This is a genomic window from Amycolatopsis sp. 3B14, from assembly GCF_050958625.1.
Taxonomy (GTDB): domain Bacteria; phylum Actinomycetota; class Actinomycetes; order Mycobacteriales; family Pseudonocardiaceae; genus Amycolatopsis_E; species Amycolatopsis_E thermoflava.
In genome coordinates, this window is sequence record NZ_JBHZEN010000068.1 from 22648 (window position 1) to 38651 (window position 16004).

Annotated in this window: 20 protein-coding genes and 1 pseudogene; 7 read left to right on the plus strand and 14 right to left on the minus strand. The window is 72.6% G+C overall.

Annotated features, from left to right (window positions below; translation table 11 throughout):
• Positions 1 to 32: 32 nt before the first annotated feature.
• Together rdgB and rph are read right to left on the minus strand one after the other, a co-directional pair.
• Positions 33 to 641: an RdgB/HAM1 family non-canonical purine NTP pyrophosphatase gene (rdgB, locus tag ACCP09_RS33105; RefSeq protein ID WP_433752685.1), complete on the minus strand. Its 609-nt coding sequence runs from the start codon at positions 639 to 641 to the stop codon at positions 33 to 35.
• On the minus strand, positions 638 to 1414 hold the full coding sequence (gene rph, locus ACCP09_RS33110) for a ribonuclease PH (protein ID WP_027931983.1): 777 nt from the start codon (positions 1412 to 1414) through the stop codon (positions 638 to 640). The genes rdgB and rph overlap by 4 nt, the downstream gene beginning before the upstream one ends.
• 35 nt (positions 1415 to 1449) lie before the next feature.
• Between rph and ACCP09_RS33115 the strand changes: the two genes are divergently transcribed.
• The gene (locus ACCP09_RS33115; RefSeq protein ID WP_433752687.1) at positions 1450 to 2247 is read left to right on the plus strand and encodes a hypothetical protein; all 798 of its coding nucleotides are present in this window, start codon (positions 1450 to 1452) and stop codon (positions 2245 to 2247) included.
• A gap of 428 nt (positions 2248 to 2675) precedes the next feature.
• Positions 2676 to 3125 (plus strand): annotated as a pseudogene (locus ACCP09_RS33120) (flippase-like domain-containing protein); the annotation flags it as partial.
• 27 nt (positions 3126 to 3152) lie between these two features.
• Here the strand turns inward: ACCP09_RS33120 and ACCP09_RS33125 are convergent.
• The 3 genes from ACCP09_RS33125 to ACCP09_RS33135 are packed head-to-tail and all read right to left on the minus strand — an operon-like array spanning position 3153 to position 5360.
• Positions 3153 to 3920 carry an MBL fold metallo-hydrolase gene (locus tag ACCP09_RS33125; RefSeq protein ID WP_433752689.1) on the minus strand — a complete coding sequence of 256 codons (768 nt, stop codon included), beginning with the start codon at positions 3918 to 3920 and terminating at the stop codon, positions 3153 to 3155.
• Positions 3921 to 3939: 19 nt separating this feature from the next.
• Positions 3940 to 4740, minus strand: coding sequence for a glutamate racemase (gene murI / locus ACCP09_RS33130; RefSeq protein ID WP_027931987.1), 801 nt, complete (start codon positions 4738 to 4740; stop codon positions 3940 to 3942).
• Complete coding sequence (locus ACCP09_RS33135) at positions 4737 to 5360, minus strand: rhomboid family intramembrane serine protease (protein ID WP_027931988.1); 624 nt, start codon at positions 5358 to 5360, stop codon at positions 4737 to 4739. The genes murI and ACCP09_RS33135 overlap by 4 nt, the downstream gene beginning before the upstream one ends.
• Before the next feature lie 131 nt (positions 5361 to 5491).
• On the opposite strand from ACCP09_RS33135, the gene ACCP09_RS33140 reads away from it, so the two are divergent.
• Positions 5492 to 5854 (plus strand): group I truncated hemoglobin, encoded by a 363-nt coding sequence (locus ACCP09_RS33140; protein ID WP_433752692.1) that lies wholly within the window; start codon positions 5492 to 5494, stop codon positions 5852 to 5854.
• 52 nt (positions 5855 to 5906) lie between these two features.
• Here the strand turns inward: ACCP09_RS33140 and ACCP09_RS33145 are convergent, their stop codons facing one another.
• Genes ACCP09_RS33145 through clpS form a run of 8 tightly spaced genes read right to left on the minus strand, consistent with a single transcriptional unit; the run spans position 5907 to position 10220 of the window.
• Positions 5907 to 6857 (minus strand): PLP-dependent cysteine synthase family protein, encoded by a 951-nt coding sequence (locus ACCP09_RS33145; RefSeq protein WP_433752694.1) that lies wholly within the window; start codon positions 6855 to 6857, stop codon positions 5907 to 5909.
• A gap of 3 nt (positions 6858 to 6860) precedes the next feature.
• Positions 6861 to 7139, minus strand: a complete 279-nt coding sequence (locus tag ACCP09_RS33150; protein ID WP_017987368.1) for a MoaD/ThiS family protein — start codon at positions 7137 to 7139, stop codon at positions 6861 to 6863.
• Between the two features lie 54 nt (positions 7140 to 7193).
• Entirely contained in the window at positions 7194 to 7610 is a 417-nt protein-coding gene (locus ACCP09_RS33155) for a Mov34/MPN/PAD-1 family protein (protein ID WP_017987367.1), read from the minus strand.
• A 1-nt stretch (position 7611) separates the two neighbouring features.
• A complete protein-coding gene (locus ACCP09_RS33160; protein ID WP_027931989.1) occupies positions 7612 to 8109 on the minus strand; it encodes a hypothetical protein in 498 nt (165 codons plus the stop codon).
• Between the two features lies 1 nt (position 8110).
• The gene (locus ACCP09_RS33165) at positions 8111 to 8356 is read right to left on the minus strand and encodes an ATP-dependent Clp protease adaptor ClpS (protein ID WP_123683603.1); all 246 of its coding nucleotides are present in this window, start codon (positions 8354 to 8356) and stop codon (positions 8111 to 8113) included.
• Positions 8357 to 8380: 24 nt separating this feature from the next.
• Positions 8381 to 9370 (minus strand): P1 family peptidase, encoded by a 990-nt coding sequence (locus ACCP09_RS33170; RefSeq protein WP_433752697.1) that lies wholly within the window; start codon positions 9368 to 9370, stop codon positions 8381 to 8383.
• Positions 9367 to 9924, minus strand: coding sequence for a DUF2017 domain-containing protein (locus ACCP09_RS33175; RefSeq protein ID WP_027931992.1), 558 nt, complete (start codon positions 9922 to 9924; stop codon positions 9367 to 9369). Before ACCP09_RS33175 ends, ACCP09_RS33170 begins: the two co-directional genes overlap by 4 nt.
• Positions 9921 to 10220: an ATP-dependent Clp protease adapter ClpS gene (clpS, locus tag ACCP09_RS33180; protein WP_017987362.1), complete on the minus strand. Its 300-nt coding sequence runs from the start codon at positions 10218 to 10220 to the stop codon at positions 9921 to 9923. Before clpS ends, ACCP09_RS33175 begins: the two co-directional genes overlap by 4 nt.
• 97 nt (positions 10221 to 10317) lie before the next feature.
• Between clpS and ACCP09_RS33185 the strand changes: the two genes are divergently transcribed.
• The 3 genes from ACCP09_RS33185 to ACCP09_RS33195 are packed head-to-tail and all read left to right on the plus strand — an operon-like array spanning position 10318 to position 12850.
• Positions 10318 to 11622 carry a nicotinate phosphoribosyltransferase gene (locus ACCP09_RS33185; RefSeq protein ID WP_400984628.1) on the plus strand — a complete coding sequence of 435 codons (1305 nt, stop codon included), beginning with the start codon at positions 10318 to 10320 and terminating at the stop codon, positions 11620 to 11622.
• Positions 11622 to 12191, plus strand: coding sequence for an isochorismatase family protein (locus tag ACCP09_RS33190; protein WP_433752700.1), 570 nt, complete (start codon positions 11622 to 11624; stop codon positions 12189 to 12191). Before ACCP09_RS33185 ends, ACCP09_RS33190 begins: the two co-directional genes overlap by 1 nt.
• On the plus strand, positions 12191 to 12850 hold the full coding sequence (locus ACCP09_RS33195; RefSeq protein WP_433752702.1) for a bifunctional 4-hydroxy-2-oxoglutarate aldolase/2-dehydro-3-deoxy-phosphogluconate aldolase: 660 nt from the start codon (positions 12191 to 12193) through the stop codon (positions 12848 to 12850). Before ACCP09_RS33190 ends, ACCP09_RS33195 begins: the two co-directional genes overlap by 1 nt.
• 4 nt (positions 12851 to 12854) lie before the next feature.
• Here the strand turns inward: ACCP09_RS33195 and ACCP09_RS33200 are convergent, their stop codons facing one another.
• Positions 12855 to 13505: a choice-of-anchor P family protein gene (locus ACCP09_RS33200; RefSeq protein WP_433752704.1), complete on the minus strand. Its 651-nt coding sequence runs from the start codon at positions 13503 to 13505 to the stop codon at positions 12855 to 12857.
• Positions 13506 to 13666: 161 nt separating this feature from the next.
• Here ACCP09_RS33200 and ACCP09_RS33205 point away from each other — a divergent pair, with 161 nt between their 5' ends.
• A complete protein-coding gene (locus ACCP09_RS33205) occupies positions 13667 to 15712 on the plus strand; it encodes an ATP-dependent DNA helicase (RefSeq protein ID WP_123683607.1) in 2046 nt (681 codons plus the stop codon).
• Positions 15713 to 16004 lie beyond the last annotated feature (292 nt).

Genomic DNA, 16004 nt, shown 5'->3' on the forward strand with positions numbered 1-16004 from the left:
CCATCCGGCAGGGTGGCTCCCGGGCTCCAAGCTCAGCGCCCCGCCAGCTCCCGCAACGCAGGCAACAACGCCCGCAGGGCGCGGCCGCGGTGGGACGACGCGTCCTTCTCCGCCGGCTCCATCTCCGCCGACGTCCGGGTCTCCCCCTCCGGCACGAAGATCGGGTCGTAGCCGAACCCGTTGGCGCCCCGCGACTTCCGCGTCAGCCTGCCCCGCCACTCGCCGCGCACCACCGTCTCCTCGCCGCCTGGCAGCACCAGCGCGGCCGCGCACACGAAGGCCGCGCCACGGCGCTCGTCCGGGGTGTCGGTGAGCTGCGCGAGCACCAGGTCCAGGTTCGCCTGGTCGTCGCCGTGCCGTCCGGCCCAGCGGGCGGACAGCACGCCGGGCATCCCGTTCAGAGCGTCCACCGTCAGCCCGGAGTCGTCCGCGATGGCGGGCAGGCCGGTGGCCGCGACGGCGTCCCTGGCCTTGGCGACCGCGTTCTCCTCGAAGGTCGCGCCCGTCTCCGGCGCCTCGGGGAACTCCGGCACGTCGGCGAGACCGACCACCTCCAGCCCCTGGACACCCTCGGCCGCGAGAATCCGCCGCAGCTCGCCGAGCTTCTTGACGTTGCGGGTGGCCAGCAGGACGCGGCTCACTTCGAGCCCTTCTTCTTGCCCGTGGCCGGCTCCGGCAGCTCGTACGGGTACGGCTCGGCCAGCGCCGCCGTCTGCAGCCGGGTCAGCTCCGCGCACCCGGTCTGCGCCAGGTCCAGCATCTTGTCCAAAGTGGAGCGCGTGAAGGTCGCGCCCTCGCCGGTGCCCTGCACCTCGATCAGCGTCCCGGCGTCGGTGGCGACGACGTTCATGTCGACCTCGGCTCGCGAGTCCTCCTCGTAGGGCAGGTCCAGGCGCACGCGCCCGTCCACCACACCGACGCTGACCGCGGACACCATCGCGGAAAGCGGTTGCGGATCAGCCAGCCGTCCGGCCGCCGCGAGCCAGGTGACCGCGTCGGCCAGCGCCACGTAGGCGCCGGTGATCGCGGCCGTGCGGGTGCCGCCGTCGGCCTGGATCACGTCGCAGTCGAGCTGGATCGTGTTCTCGCCTAGCGCGGCGAGGTCGATGCAGGCCCGCAGGGAGCGGCCGATCAGCCTGCTGATCTCGTGGGTCCGCCCGCCGATCCGGCCCTTGACCGACTCGCGGTCGCTGCGGTCGTGCGTGGCCGAGGGCAGCATGGCGTACTCGGCCGTCACCCAGCCGAGGCCCGATCCCGTCCGCCACCGCGGCACACCCTCGCTGACGCTCGCCGCGCAGAGCACCTTGGTGTTGCCGAACTCGATGAGCACCGAGCCGGCCGGCCACTGCTGGAATCCCCGCGTGATCTTCACGTCGCGGAGCTGGTCGTCGTTCCTGCCGTCTTTTCGCACCACGCGTGCAGCGTAGAACCCCGCTACTGTGCCTGTTCATGCGCGCCGCCTTCGCGACCCTGCTCGCCTGCCTGCTGTGCCTGACCGCCGCCCCGGCCACCGCGTCCACCACCACCTGCGCCGACACGCTGACCTGCACCACCGAGGACATCAACGGGATGACGATCGCGCAGCGCCTGGAGTTCGTGCGCGCGCTGTCGGCCGGTCCGGCGGCGGAGGTCGTCCCCGGTCACGCGCCGCGCTGGCGCAACATCGAGGGGGTGCTGGAGTTCTTCGCCGACCGCGGGCTGGGCGCGCCGGGCAGCTGGGTGTCCTATGTGGATGCCGGGATCCTGGAGGGCATCGAGCGGGGGATCGCACTGGCCCGCGGGGACAGCACGGACACCTTCGGCAACCCAGGTGCGACCTTGTGGGCGAGCTACCTCACCCGCCTGCGTGACGGGAGGCTGACGGCCCGTTCGGCCCACGACCGCGCGTGGAGCGAGGCCGAGCAGGCCTCCACCGAGTACGGCGTCGCGCTGGCCGAGCGGGCGCACGGCCTCGCCGCCACCCCGGCCGAGGAGCGCTTCTACCAGTTCTCCGAGTTCTACCGCTGGACGCTGCGCAGCCGCCCGATGCTGCTGGACCTGCTGACCCCGCCGGTCGGCCCGGGCGACCAGCGGCAGCTGACGTTCCTCGACTGGTTCACCGACGTCACCAACGACGTGCCCGCCCGCCGCGGCTCGCACCTGGCCTACGACCTCGCCGAGTTCGACGCGCCGGGCGGGACGCTGAACTTCCTGGCCCTGTTCGCCGCCTACGCCGACGCGCTGGCCGAGGACTACCTCCCGGTGTAATTCAGCGCATGTTGACAAACGCGTACCCGCGCGGAGAATTCATCGTAAGGTGAATTAGGGGGTGCGTGATGCGGCGCAGACTCTTCCAGGCCCTCGGGCTCGCGGCCGTCCTGGCGATCGTGGTCCTGACCCTGCGCGACCGCGTCCCCTCGCCAGGGGAGATCGGCTCCGCGCTCCGCCAGGCGGATGCACGCTGGCTGGCGGTGGCGGCGGCCGCCGAGTTCGTGTCGATGGGGATGTTCGCGCGCCAGCAACGGCGGCTGCTCACCGCGTTCGGCGTGACCCTGCAGCGCCGCCGGATCCTGGCCCTGTCCTACAGCCGGTCCGCCATCTCGATCAGCCTCCCCGCGGGTTCGGCGGTGTCCGCCGCCTACGCGTTCCAGCAGTTCCGGGCGGGCGGCGCGGACCGGAAGTCGGCTGCCGCGGTGATGGTGCTCTCCGGCGTGCTCTCGGCTCTGGGCCTGGCGCTGCTGTACGGGACCGGCGCCCTCGCCGCGATCCACCCGGCGGCCGGTGTGGTCCTCGTCGCGGTGTCGGTGCTGGTGGTCACCCTGATCCCCCGCCGCTTCGGCCCGGTGGCGCCCCGGCACTGGCTGCTCGCGCTGGCCGCGGCCACCGCGAACTGGCTCGGCGACCTCGTGTGCCTGATCGCGGCGGCCCGCGCCTTCGGCATCGGCCTCGGCGTGCTCGAACTGGCCACCCTCTACCTCGCGGTGCAGCTCGTGCGGCAGATCCCGCTCACGCCGGGCGGGATCGGCGTCATCGAGGTCAGCCTGCTTACCGGGCTGGTCTCGGCGGGCGCGGCGGAACCGGCCGCCGCCGCGGCGGTGCTCACCTACCGGCTGCTGTCCTGCTGGCTGATCATCCCGATCGGGCTGGCCTGCTGGGCGGCGCTGCGGCGGGCCTCAGACGTCATAGACCGCGCCGCGCTCGACGAGCGCCGCGCCGGGGAAGACCGCCCGCGCCTCGGCGAGGATGGCATCCCGGTCGCTCCAGGGCGCGACGTGCGTGATGAGCAGCCGCTCCACACCCGCGTCCCGCGCCAGCTCGCCCGCCTGCTTGCCGGACAGGTGCACGCCCGGCGGCCGGTCCTCCGCGTCGGTCCAGGACGCCTCGGCCACCAGGACGTCGACATCGCGGACCAGGTCGGCGAGCGCGTCGCAGGGCCCGGTGTCGCCGGTGTAGGCGAGCGTGCGGCCGGCGTGCCGCACCCGTAACCCGAACGCCTCGGTCGGGTGGACCACCGGGATCGCGGTGACTTCGAACGGGCCGATCTTCACCGGCTCGCCGGACAGGGCGTGGAACTCGTAGACGTCGGACAGGTCGGTCTCGGCCAGCTCCGCCTCGTTCGGGGCGTAGGCCATCGCGAGCCGGAGCGGCGCGTTCGCCGGGGCGTGCACCGGGAGACGGCGCGCGGTGGTGTCGTACGGCGGGGCCGGGTGGTAGCGGCGCAGCACGGTCAGCGCGCTGAAGTCCGCGCAGTGGTCCGGGTGCAGGTGCGACAACACAAGCGCGTCGAGGTCGAACGGGTCACGCCGCTGCTGCAGCTCGGCGAACACGCCGTTGCCGAACTCGAGACCGAGCAGGAAACCGTCCGCTTCGAGCAGGTAGCCGGACGCGGGCTGGCCAGGGCCGGGAACACTGCCCGAACAACCGAGGATCGTCAGTCGCACGGGACAACACCCTGCCAGCTCAGGCGCTGATCGGCGAGAGCACGCCGGGTGCGAATCCCATGAAACGCTGCGCGAGCCGGACGAACGGCTCCGGCGAGCCGGTCGCGATGAACTCGTGCTGGGGCGGCGTGTCCCGTTCGGCCAGCATGTCCTGTTCGGTGAGCACGCGGACGACGTCCTTCGCGGTCTCCTCGGCGCTGGACACGAGCGTCACGTCCGGCCCCATGACGATCTGCAGGACCCCGGTGAGCAGCGGATAGTGCGTGCAGCCGAGCACGAGCGTGTCGACCTCGGCGCGCAGCAGCGGTTCGAGGTACCCCTGCGCGAGGCCCAGCACCTGGCGGCCGGACGTGACACCGCGCTCGACGAAGTCGACGAACCTGGGGCACGCGACGCTGGTGACCGACACGTCCCGCGCCGCGGCGAAGGCGTCCTCGTAGGCACGGGAGCGGATCGTGCCCTCGGTGCCGATCACGCCGATGCGACCGGTGTGGGTGGCGGCGACGGCCCGTCGCACGGCGGGCAGCACGACCTCGATCACCGGCACGTCGTAGCGCTCGCGCGCGTCCCGCAGGCACGCCGCGGACGCCGTGTTGCACGCGATGACCAGGGCCTTCACCCCGTCCGCGACGAGCTTGTCCAGCGCGGTCAGCGCCAGTTCCCGCGCGCGTGCGATGGGCAGCGGGCCGTACGGGTTGTGCGCGGTGTCCCCGACGTAGCGCAGCTGCTCGGACGGCAGCTGGTTCAGGATCGCGCGGGCGACCGTGAGGCCCCCGACTCCGGAATCGAACACACCGATCGGGGCCTCACGACTGCTCACGGCTTCGAGGGTACCGCCCGCTTCCGGCCGGCCCGCGCGGCGAACCAGGCCGCGAGGACCCCGCCGAGCGCGCCGAACAGGTGCGCCTGCCACGAGATGCCGGGCTGGCCGGGCAGCACGCCCCACAGCATCCCGCCCCATCCGATCAACAACACCGCGGCGAGCGCGATCTGCCAGAACGCGCGGTTGAACAGCCCGCGTACCAGCAGGTAGGCCAGCCAGCCGAAGGCCAGCCCGGACGCGCCGATGGTGATCGTGCCCGGCTCCGAGGTGAGCCACACGCCGAGGCCGCTGACCAGCCAGATCGTGGCCGTCACGAGCGCCCACCGGGCGATCCCGCTCGCCATCGCGAGAAAGGCGAACACCATCACCGGCAGCGTGTTGGCCAGCAGGTGCGCCCAGCTGCCGTGCAGCAGCGGCGCCCACACCACGCCGTCCAGCCCGCCGAGCGAGCGCGGCGCGATGCCCTCCGCGTCGAGCCGGTTGTCCAGCACGACGTCGACGCCCTCGACGAGGTACAGCAGGGCGGTGAACGCCAGCACCACGAGCGCGGCGGTCATCGGCTTCGCCGGCAGGACGCGCTTCGCCTGGTCGGCCTGGGGTGCGGGCAGCGTGCTCATGACTCCACGGTACGAGCGCCGCGGGCCTGCGGAATCGGGTGAAAACCCTGAATTGACACCGGTATTACCTGGTAGAAACCGCGCTCCGGTTCGCTGGTCCCAGGTGACCACCACTGCCTGGAGGAACACGCGTGACGAGCATCTACGAACAGATCGGCGGGCAGGACGCGCTGATCGCCGTGGTCGACGACTTCTACGAGCGGGTGCTCGACGACGTCGAACTGGCGCCCTTCTTCACGGGCACGAACCTGCCGCGCCTGAAGGGCATGCAGGTCGAGTTCTTCGCCGCCGCGCTCGGCGGGCCCGACGAGTCCCGGGGCCGGTCGATGAAGGACGTGCACCGTGGCCGCGGCATCGCCCAGCACCACTTCGACCTGGTCGCCAAGCACCTCACCGAGTCACTGCTGGCCGCGGGGGTACCGGAGGAGACCACGAACACGATCATCGGCGCGGTCGCCCCGCTGTCCGCCGACATCGTCTCGCCGAGCGCCTGAACAGCGAAAACGCCCCTCTCCCAGCCGGGGAGAGGGGCGTTCGCGCGTGGTCCTAGGCCCAGAGCTGCCCGTCGAGGCGCTCGGCGGCCTCGTCCAGCGTGCCGCTGTAGGCGCCGGTGGACAGGTACTTCCACCCGGCGTCGGCGACGATGAACGCGATGTCGGCCTTCTCGCCCTTCGCGGCGACCTTCTCGGCCGTGCCGAGCGCCGCGTGCAGCACCGCGCCCGTGGAGATGCCGGCGAAGATGCCTTCGTGCTCCAGCAGCTCACGCGTGCGGCGCAGCGCGTCGTAGGCGCCCACCGAGTAGCGGCCGTTGAGCACCTCCGGGTCGTACAGCTCCGGCACGAACCCTTCGTCGAGGTTGCGCAGCCCGTACACCAGCTCGCCGTAGCGCGGCTCGGCGGCGATGATCTGCACGTCCGGCTTCTGCTCGTGCAGGTACCGGCCGACGCCGACCAGCGTGCCCGTGGTGCCGAGGCCGCCGACGAAGTGGGTGATCGTCGGCAGGTCCTTCAGCAGCTCGGGACCCGTCGTGCGGTAGTGCGCGTCCGGGTTGGCCGGGTTGCCGTACTGGTAGAGCATCACCCAGTCCGGGTTCTTCTCCGCCAGCTCCTTGGCGCGCCGCACGGCCTCGTTCGACCCGCCCGCGGCGGGCGAGAACACGATCCGCGCGCCGTAGGCCTGCAGCAGCTGCTTGCGCTCGGCGGAGGTGTTCTCCGGCATCACGCACACCAGGCCGTAGCCCTTGAGCTTCGCGGCCATCGCCAGCGAGATGCCGGTGTTGCCCGAGGTCGGTTCGAGGATCGTCGAGCCCCGGCGCAGCCTGCCGTCGCGCTCGGCGGCCTCGATCATGGCCAGCGCGGGCCGGTCCTTGATCGAGCCGGTCGGGTTGCGGTCCTCGAGCTTCGCCCACAGACGCACGTCGTGCGTCGGGGACAGCCGGGGCAACCCCACCAGCGGCGTGCCGCCGAGGGCTTCGAGCAGCGATTCGTACCGGGCCATGGCCTAGCGGGCGCCGCCGGCCACCGCGGGCAGGATGGTGACCGTGTCGCCGTCCTTGACCTCGGCGTCCAGACCGCCGGCGAAGCGCACGTCCTCGTCGTTGACGTAGACGTTGACGAAGCGGTGGAGCTTGTCCTCCTTGACCAGGCGGGCCTTGAGACCGCCGTGGCGCGACTCGATGTCGTCGATCACCTCGGCCACGGTCTTGCCGGCCGCCTCGACCGACTTCTGACCACCCGTGTGCGTGCGCAGGATGGTGGGGATGGACACGGTCACGGCCATGGGTAACTACCTCCGCTTGGGTTTCTTCCAGGTCTGACGTCGGGCTGCCCGGCGTTATTCCGTGATCTCCACGGGCTCTTCGGTGACGACCCCGTCGACGATCCGGTACGACCGGAACTCGTGCGTCTCGGGGTCGCGGGTGGAGACCAGCACGTAGTGCGCGTCGGGCTCGGAGGCGTAGGACACGTCGGTGCGTGACGGGTAGGCCTCGGTCGCGGTGTGCGAGTGGTAGATCACGACCGGGACCTCGTCGTTCGCGTCCATCTCGCGGTAGAGCTTGAGCAGGTCACCGGAGTCGAACTCGTAGAACGTCGGCGAACGCGCCGCGTTCAGCATGGGGATGAACCGCTCGGGGCGGTCGGAGCCCTCGGGCCCGGCGATCACGCCGCACGCCTCGTCCGGGTGGTCCCGGCGAGCGTGGGCGACGATCTCGTCGACGAGTTCACGGCGGATCCGAAGCACGACGGACATCTTACGTGCCGGACACCGGGGGTTCACAGAGTGAGACTGCGCACGCCTGCGCCAGCGCGGCCTGCGTGTAGTGCAACCAGAAGAGCCGGACCTCGTTCTCGGTGACCGGCAGCCGGGTCCAGGCGCCGACCGTCCACCGCGGTTTGCGCACGTACAGGGCGGGGGCGTGGGCGACCATGGTGAACCAGGCCCGCAGCCAGGCGCGGTCCAGGGTGAACACCGTCTGCCCCCGGTAGTTGAGTACCACCGCGCGCACCGCCGCGGTCACGCTCTCCCGCATCGCCGCGCCGTGCCGCTCGCGGAACGCCTTGCTGTCGCGGATGAGCTGGTAGGCGTCCGGGAACAGGTCCTCGTCCCGCAGCCGCCGCCTGCCCCGGTAGCCGGTCTCCAGGGCGGTCAGCAGATCACGGCCGATCGCGTACAGGCACTCGGCGACGTTGGGTGACATCTCGACCAGGACGTGCCCGCCCTCCCCCGGCACGGCGTTCAGGAAGTCCACCTCAGCGCCCCTGCAGCGTCGCGTGCAGGCCGAGCACCTGGAGGTGGGCGACCAGTTCCTCGGCCTGCTCCCGCCCGGCGCACCGGGTCAGTTCCGCGCGCCCGTGCTCGATGACGTCTTCCACGAGTTCGAGTCCGCGCTCGAACGGCAGGCCGAAGACCTCGTGGATCGCGTAGGCGATCGACGGGGAGGAGTTCATGTGGTCGTGCACCACGACCGCCCAGGCCTGCTCTGCGCTCACGGCCATCAGATCGCTCCGTGACCAGCCGCGTTACTCGAACGCTTCCGGCCACACGTCCCGGTACGCGGGCACGCCCGCCACGCCCACCGCGCTCACCAGCCCGTGCACGCACGCCCGCGCGAAGACCCGCGCCGCCGCCGCGCACAGCTCGTCCAGTGCTGCCGCGCGGGTGGTCACGCCGAAGGGGCCTTCGGCCGCCGGCAGGTCTCGCGCGCCCGTGGCCAGCGCGAACACCGTGTCGCCGTCGAACATCGAGTGCGCCGGGCGCACCGCGCGGGCCAGGCCGTCCTGCGCCGCCACCGCCAGGCGGCGGCACTCGGCCTTCGACAGGTCCGCGTCGACCGCCACCACGCCGATCGTGGTGTTCAGGTCCGTCTCCCGCCCGGGCACCGACGCCGCCCGGTCCGGCCAGCGCACCCCGAACTCGCCCGCCACCTCGTGGTCCGCCGCGTACGGGCGGCCGCTGTCGAGCGACACCGCCTCGCCGCGGGCGTTGACCACCGCGAGCGCCCCGACCACGAAGTCGCCCACGCGCTCGCTCGCCGTGCCGGTCCCGCCCTTCAGCGAGCCGACCGCCGCCCCCGCTCCCGCGCCGACGCAGCCCTGCTCGACCGCGGTGCCCGCCGCCTCGCAGGCGGCGTACCCGAACGAGGCGTCCGGCCGGTTGCCCCAATCCGACCGCGGCAGGTCGAAGATCACCGCGCCGGGCACGATCGGCACGACCTCGTGCGGCTCGACGCCGACCTGGAACCCGCGGTCCCGCTCGGCCAGCCACCGCATGACCCCGTCCGCGGCCGCCAGCCCGTAGGCGCTGCCGCCGGACAGGCAGATCGCGTCGACGTACCGGACCAGGTTCTCCGGCTCCAGCAGGTTCGTCTCACGCGTGCCAGGCGCGCCGCCGCGCTGGTCGACCGCGCCCGTCGTGCCCGGCGGCGCGAGCACGACCGTCGTGCCGGTCGCCCAGCCGTCCCCGATCCGGTGGTGGTGCCCGACCAGCACCCCCGGCACGTCCGTGATCACGCCGTCAGTGCCTGGACCAGGCTTTCCTGCACCCAGGTCAGCCAGTGGTAGACGCCGAGGTGGGGCGAGCGCGGATCGTCCTCCGGCAGCTCGTCGGGCATGTCCTCGGTGACGTCGAGCGCGGTGCCCAGCGCCAGCCGGACGTCGTTGAGCGCGGACAGCCACGCGTCGGCCTGCTCGTAGGTCAGCCTCACGTCGCCGCCGTCGCGCGGCAGGGTCTCCATGACCACCGCGGCCACGCCGACCTTCGCGTCGACCAGCTCGGGCTCGTGCAGCGACCGCAGCGCGCTCGCCGAGTCCAGGACCTCCTGGCTCGGCGTGTCCGGGTCGATCTTGTGGTAGTCCGGCAGCAGGCGGGACAGCACCGGGTCGTCCGGCGACTGCGACGGGCCGGTGCGGATGCCGGTCAGCTCGGCCAGCGGGTCCTGCGGCGCCTCCTCGGCGCGCGCCCGCAGCATGTCCTCGAGCTGGCTCACCAGGCCGCGCAGCACCGCGGCCTCCTGCTGCTCGAACCCGGCGTGCACGCGGCCGCCCTTGCGCTGCCAGCCCCTCACGAAGTGTGCTCCATCGTCGCCCACAGTCCCGCGGCGTGCAGTTTCGTCACGTCCGCCTCGACCTTCTCCTTCGTGCCCGAGGACACCACCGCGCGCCCCTTGTGGTGCACGTCCAGCATCAGCTTGGTGGCGTGGTCGCGGCTGTAGCCGAACAGCTTCTGGAAGACGTACGTCACGTACGACATCAGGTTCACCGGGTCGTTCCAGACGATCGTCTGCCACGGCTGGTCTTCGGCGCCTGCCTCGGTGCCGAGTGGTTCAACCTGCGTCTGTTCGGATGCGACAGGCGTGGTCATGCGCCCCATGGTGTCACGGAACCGGCACTGCGTGGACCGGTGGTGGGTCTGTTCGGGTGATTCGGCCGAACGCGCAAGTACCTCATAGTCTGATCCCATGGGTTTCCCCGAGACGCACGGCAGCACGGCCCTGCTGACCGACCACTACGAGCTCACCATGCTGGGCAGCGCCCTCGCCGACGGCACCGGCGACCGCCAGTGTGTGTTCGAGGTCTTCGCCCGCCGCCTGCCAGCCGGGCGGCGCTACGGCGTGGTCGCCGGCACCGGGCGCGTGCTGGAGGCGATCGCCGACTTCCGGTTCACCGACGCCGAGCTCGACCAGCTCGCCGCCACCGCCGTGGTCGACGACGACACGCTGTCCTGGCTGGCGAACTACCGGTTCGGCGGCGACGTCGACGGCTACCCCGAGGGCGAGCTGTACTTCCCGGGCTCGCCGATCCTCACCGTTCGGGGGACCTTCGCCGAGGCGGTCCTGCTGGAGACCGTCGCGCTGTCCATCCTCAACCACGACAGCGCGATCGCCTCCGCGGCCGCCCGCATGTCCTCGGCCGCGCACGGCAGGCCGATCATCGAGATGGGCGGCCGCCGCACGCACGAGATGGCCGCGGTCGCCGCCGCGCGCGCCGCCTACATCGGCGGGTTCGCCACCACGTCGAACCTGGAGGCCGGGCGCCGCTACGGCATCCCGACCCGCGGCACGGTGGCGCACGCGTTCATGCTGCTGCACGACAGCGAAGAGGACGCCTTCCGCGCCCAGGTCGAGAAGATGGGCACCGACACCACCCTCCTGGTCGACACCTACGACATCACCCGCGGCATCGAGACCGCGGTGCGCGTGGCGGGCCCGGAGCTGGGCGCGATCCGCATCGACTCCGGCGACGTGGGCGTGCTGGCCCGCAAGGCGCGCGAGCAGCTCGACTCGCTCGGCGCGAAGGACACCCGGATCGTGGTGTCCGGCGACCTCGACGAGCACGCGATCGCCGCCCTGCGCGCCGAGCCGGTCGACGCCTACGGCGTCGGCACGTCGGTGGTCACCGGGTCCGGCGCGCCGACCGCCGGGATGGTCTACAAGCTGGTCGAGGTCGACGGCCGCCCGGTCGCCAAGCGCAGCGAGAACAAGGCCTCGCGCGGTGGGGAGAAGTCCGCGCTGCGCCGCCACAAGCCGACCGGGACGGCGCTGGAGGAGGTCGTGTACGCGGCCGGCCAGCGCCCCGAGGCCGGGGAGAACGACCGCGAGCTGCCGATCCCGCTGGTGCGCGGCGGCAAGCCGGTCGACGGCCTGCCCACGCTGGAGGACAGCCGCCAGCGGCTGCGCGAGGGCCTGGTCAGCCTGCCGTGGGAGGGCCTCAAGCTCTCCAGCGGCGAACCCGCGATCCCCACCGTCTTCCCTCAGGAGGCGTGATGAGCAGGGCACTGATCGTCGTCGACGTGCAGAACGACTTCTGCGAAGGCGGCGCACTCGCCGTCACCGGCGGGGCCGAGGTGGCCGCGAAGATCACCGAGCACCTCGCGCGCGGTGGTTATTCGGCGGTCGCCGCGACCCGCGACTACCACATCGACCCGGGCGCGCACTTCAGCGAGAACCCGGATTACGTGCGGTCGTGGCCGCGGCACTGCGCGGCCGGGACTCCGGGCGCGTCGTTCCACCCGGCGCTCGACGTCGGGCCGATCACCGCGGTGTTCTCGAAGGGCCAGTACAGCGACGGCTACTCGGGGTTCGAGGGCCACACCGACGCCGGCGAGAAGCTCGTCGACTGGTTGCGCGAGCGGCAGATCACCGACGTCGACCTGGTGGGCATCGCGACGGACCACTGCGTGCGGGCGAGCGCGCTGGACGCGGCCGCGGCCGGGTTCTCGGTGCGGGTCCTGCTGGACCTCACCGCCGGCGTGGCGCGCGAGACCGTGGACAAGGCGCTGGAACAGCTGCGGGCCGCGGACGTGGATTTCGTGGGCACCCCGCGGGTCGGCTGATGCGCACCGTCCTGCGCAAGCACAACAACCGCTTCCGGGAGCGGCTGGCGACCGGCCGCGTGGTGGCGATCCTGCGCGCGGACGACCCGTCCTGGTTCGCCGACGCGGGCCAGGTCCTCTACGAGGCGGGGCTCGGTGTGCTGGAGGTCGACCTGGCGACGCCGGGCGCGCTGGACGCGATCGGCGTGCTGCAGGCCGAACTGGGTCAGGACGCGCTGATCGGCGCCGGCGGGGTGCGCACGGTGGCCGCGGTGGACCGGTGTGCCGCCGCGGGCGTGGACTTCATCGCGACGACGGTCTTTTCGCCGGACGTGCTGTGGCGGGCGCAGGAGTACGCGCTGCCGATCGTGTGCGGCGCGCTCACGCCCACCGAGGTGGACGCGGCCTGGCGCTACGGCCCGGCCGCGGTGAAGCTCCACCCGGCGGCCACCGCCGGCGGGGCGCGGTACCTGGAGGAGGTCCAGGCCGCGCTGCCGGAGGTGCCGCTGGTGCCCGCGGGCGGGGTGGAACTGTCCGATGTGGACGCCTACCTGGCCGCGGGCGCCCTCGCGGTCGGCGTCGGATCCCCCCTGCTCGGCGACGCCCTGGACGGCGGCCGCCTCGACGAGCTGGGCAACCGCGCGTCCCGGCTGGCGGCGACCGCCGACCGCTACGCCTGAGCCGTCAGAGCCCGAACGGCGAGCAGCTCGCGGACCCGACGAGGATGTCGCCGGACGCCGGTCCGCCCTGCGGGAACAGCTTGATGTGCATGGCGTTCGTCGTGAGACTGCCGTCGGCGGGCACCGGCACGACGAGCTCGTTCAGCACGACCTCGGCCATCGGCGGCGCGCCCGGCGTCGCGCCGGGGATGGTGATCACGTGGTTCGGCGGGATGTTCTCCGGCACCATGATGCCCGTGACGGTGCCCAGTGACATGTAGCCGTTGCTGCCATTGGCCGTGGTGTTGCAGCCCGCGCCGAACGTCCTCGCCTTGATCACCGGCCCGCCGAACTGCCGCAGCACGCTCGTCTCGAACCGCTGCCCGGTCACCTTCACGCTCGCCGTGCCGTCGGCGTTGCGGGTGCAGGTGGTGCTGCCCAGGCCGTACTTCGTGCGGGTGCCGACGGTGATCGGGTCGGTGCGGCCCTCCGCGGTCGTGTCCACGACGCACGGCGCGATCGGGTCCGCGTGGGCCGACACGCCGTCGACCGTGATGTCGACCGCACCCACCGAACCGGCGCCGGTCGCCTCGGCCTGCGCCTGCGCGGTCGCCGGCACGGCCACCACCGCCCCGAACAGCGTCGCCGCCGCCACGATCCGCCTGGCCCGCTTCATGAGCCGCTCCTTTCGCCTGAGAAATGCCTCCTCGACAATCGGCAGGTCGCGGCGGCACCCTGACCCACCCGGCCGGATGCCACCCGGACGAGTGGATCCCGGACTTGCCGGGAGCGGGGCGGTGGCCCGGTCTTGACGGTGGCCCCCGGTACCGTGTCCTGGTGGCCGTCCGTACTGCGTTCCCCGGTGTCAACGAGCTCCTCACGACCGCTGTCGAGGCGCTCGGCGGAGCGGAGCGCCCGGGGCAGGTCAAGATGGCCGAGGCGGTCGGCCGCGCCATCCGCACCGGCGAGCACCTGGCCGTGCAAGCGGGCACCGGCACGGGGAAGTCGCTGGCGTACCTGGTCCCGGCCATCCGGCACGCGGTCGAGAAGGACACCACGGTGGTCGTGTCGACGGCGACGATCGCGCTGCAGCGCCAGCTCGTCGACCGCGACCTGCCCCGGCTGGCGAAGGCGCTGAAGAAGCCGCTGGGCCGCATGCCGACGTTCGCGATCCTCAAGGGCCGCCGCAACTACCTGTGCCTGCACCGCCTCGACTCCGGCGCGCCGGAGGAGCCGGAGGACCCGGCCCTGTTCGACCCGTTCGCGGTGTCACGGCTGGGCAAGGAGGTCACGCGGCTGCGCGAGTGGGCCTCCGACACCGAGACCGGCGACCGCGACGAGCTGGTGCCCGGCGTGACCGAGCAGGCGTGGCGGCAGGTGTCGGTCACCGCCAAGGAGTGCCTCGGCGTGGCGCGCTGCCCCATCGGCCAGGACTGCTTCGCGGAGCGGGCGCGCGGTGAAGCGGGCAAGGCGGACGTGGTGGTCACGAACCACGCGCTGCTGGCGATCGACGCGTTGCAGGGCTATCAGGTGCTGCCGGAGCACGACCTGGTGATCATCGACGAGGCGCACGAGCTGGTCGACCGCGTCACGTCGGTCGCGACGGGCGAGCTGACGTCGTCGGCGGTCGCGGTGGCCGTGCGGCGCTGCGGGAAGCTGATCGACGCCGACACGGCCGACCGGCTGCAGGAGGCTTCCGAGGGCCTGGCGATGATCCTGGAGGACATGCCGGCCGGGCGGCTGGACACGCTGCCGAAGGCGCTGGGCGGTGCGGTGGCCGCGGTGCGGGACGGCGCGCACGCGTGCCTGAGCGCGCTGGGCTCGGACCGCAAGGAGGACGTCGAGGAGGCCACGGCCCGCAAGCTCGCGCGCTCGCAGCTGGAGGAGGTGCACGACACCGCGGTGCGGCTGCTGGACGCGTTCGCCGAGGACACCGCGCACCAGCGGGACGTGGTGTGGCTGTCCAACGACAAGTTCTCGTTCAGCAGCAGGCCGCCGATGCTGCACGTGGCGCCGCTGTCGGTGGCCGGGTTGCTGCGGGAGCGGGTGTTCGCGCAGAAGACGACGGTGCTGACGTCGGCGACGCTGGCGCTGGGCGGCGCGTTCGACACGCTGGCGCGGCAGTGGGGGCTGCCGCCGTCGCAGGCGCGGGTGGTCGCCGCGGAGGGCACGGCGACGGAGAAGGCCCCGCCGGCGGACGACGACGAGCTGAAGTGGTCCGGTCTGGACGTCGGTTCGCCGTTCGACCACCGGCGCAACGGGATCCTCTACGTGGCGAAGCACCTGCCGCCGCCGGGCCGCGACGGTCTCGGCGAGAAGACGCTGGACGAGATCGCGTCGCTGATCGAGGCCGCTGGTGGCCGGACGCTGGGCCTGTTCTCGTCGATGCGCGCGGCGAAGCAGGCGACCGAGGAGCTGCGGGACAGGGTCGGCTTCCCGATCCTGTGCCAGGGCGAGGACACCACCTCGCTGCTGGTGACGAAGTTCGCGGAGGACCCGCGGACCTGCCTGTTCGGGACGTTGTCGCTGTGGCAGGGCGTGGACGTGCCGGGGCCGTCGCTGCAGCTGGTGATCGTCGACCGGATCCCGTTCCCCCGCCCGGACGACCCGGTGCAGTCGGCGCGCCAGCGGGCGGTCGAAGCCCGCGGCGGCAACGGTTTCCTGACGGTGGCGGCCACCCACGCGGCGCTGCTGCTGGCGCAGGGCACCGGACGGCTGCACCGCTCGGTCGGTGACAAGGGTGTGGTGGCGGTGCTGGACTCCCGCCTGGCAACGGCCCGCTACGGCGGCTTCCTGCGCTCCTCACTCCCCCCGTTCTGGCCGACGTACGACCCCGAGGTGGCAAAAGCGGCGCTCAAACGCCTGGACGCAGCCGCCGGCTGACGCCGGCCCTCCCCTGCGCGAGCCCGACGCCGCGCGCGAGCCCCCACTCGCGCGCCCCACACCGTGCGCGCGGTCCCCCACTCGCGCACACCGGCGCGAGTTCTACCTCCCGCACGGCGAGCCCCACGCCCAGCGCCGCGACTCCCACCCTCAGCGGCGCGACTCCCACCCTCACCGCCGCGACTCCCACGCTCACCGGCGCGAATCCCCGCCCACCGCCGGGAGTCCGACCCTCAGCACCGCGAGTCCCACACTCAGCGGCGCGAGCCCCACGCCCACCGGCGCGAGCCCC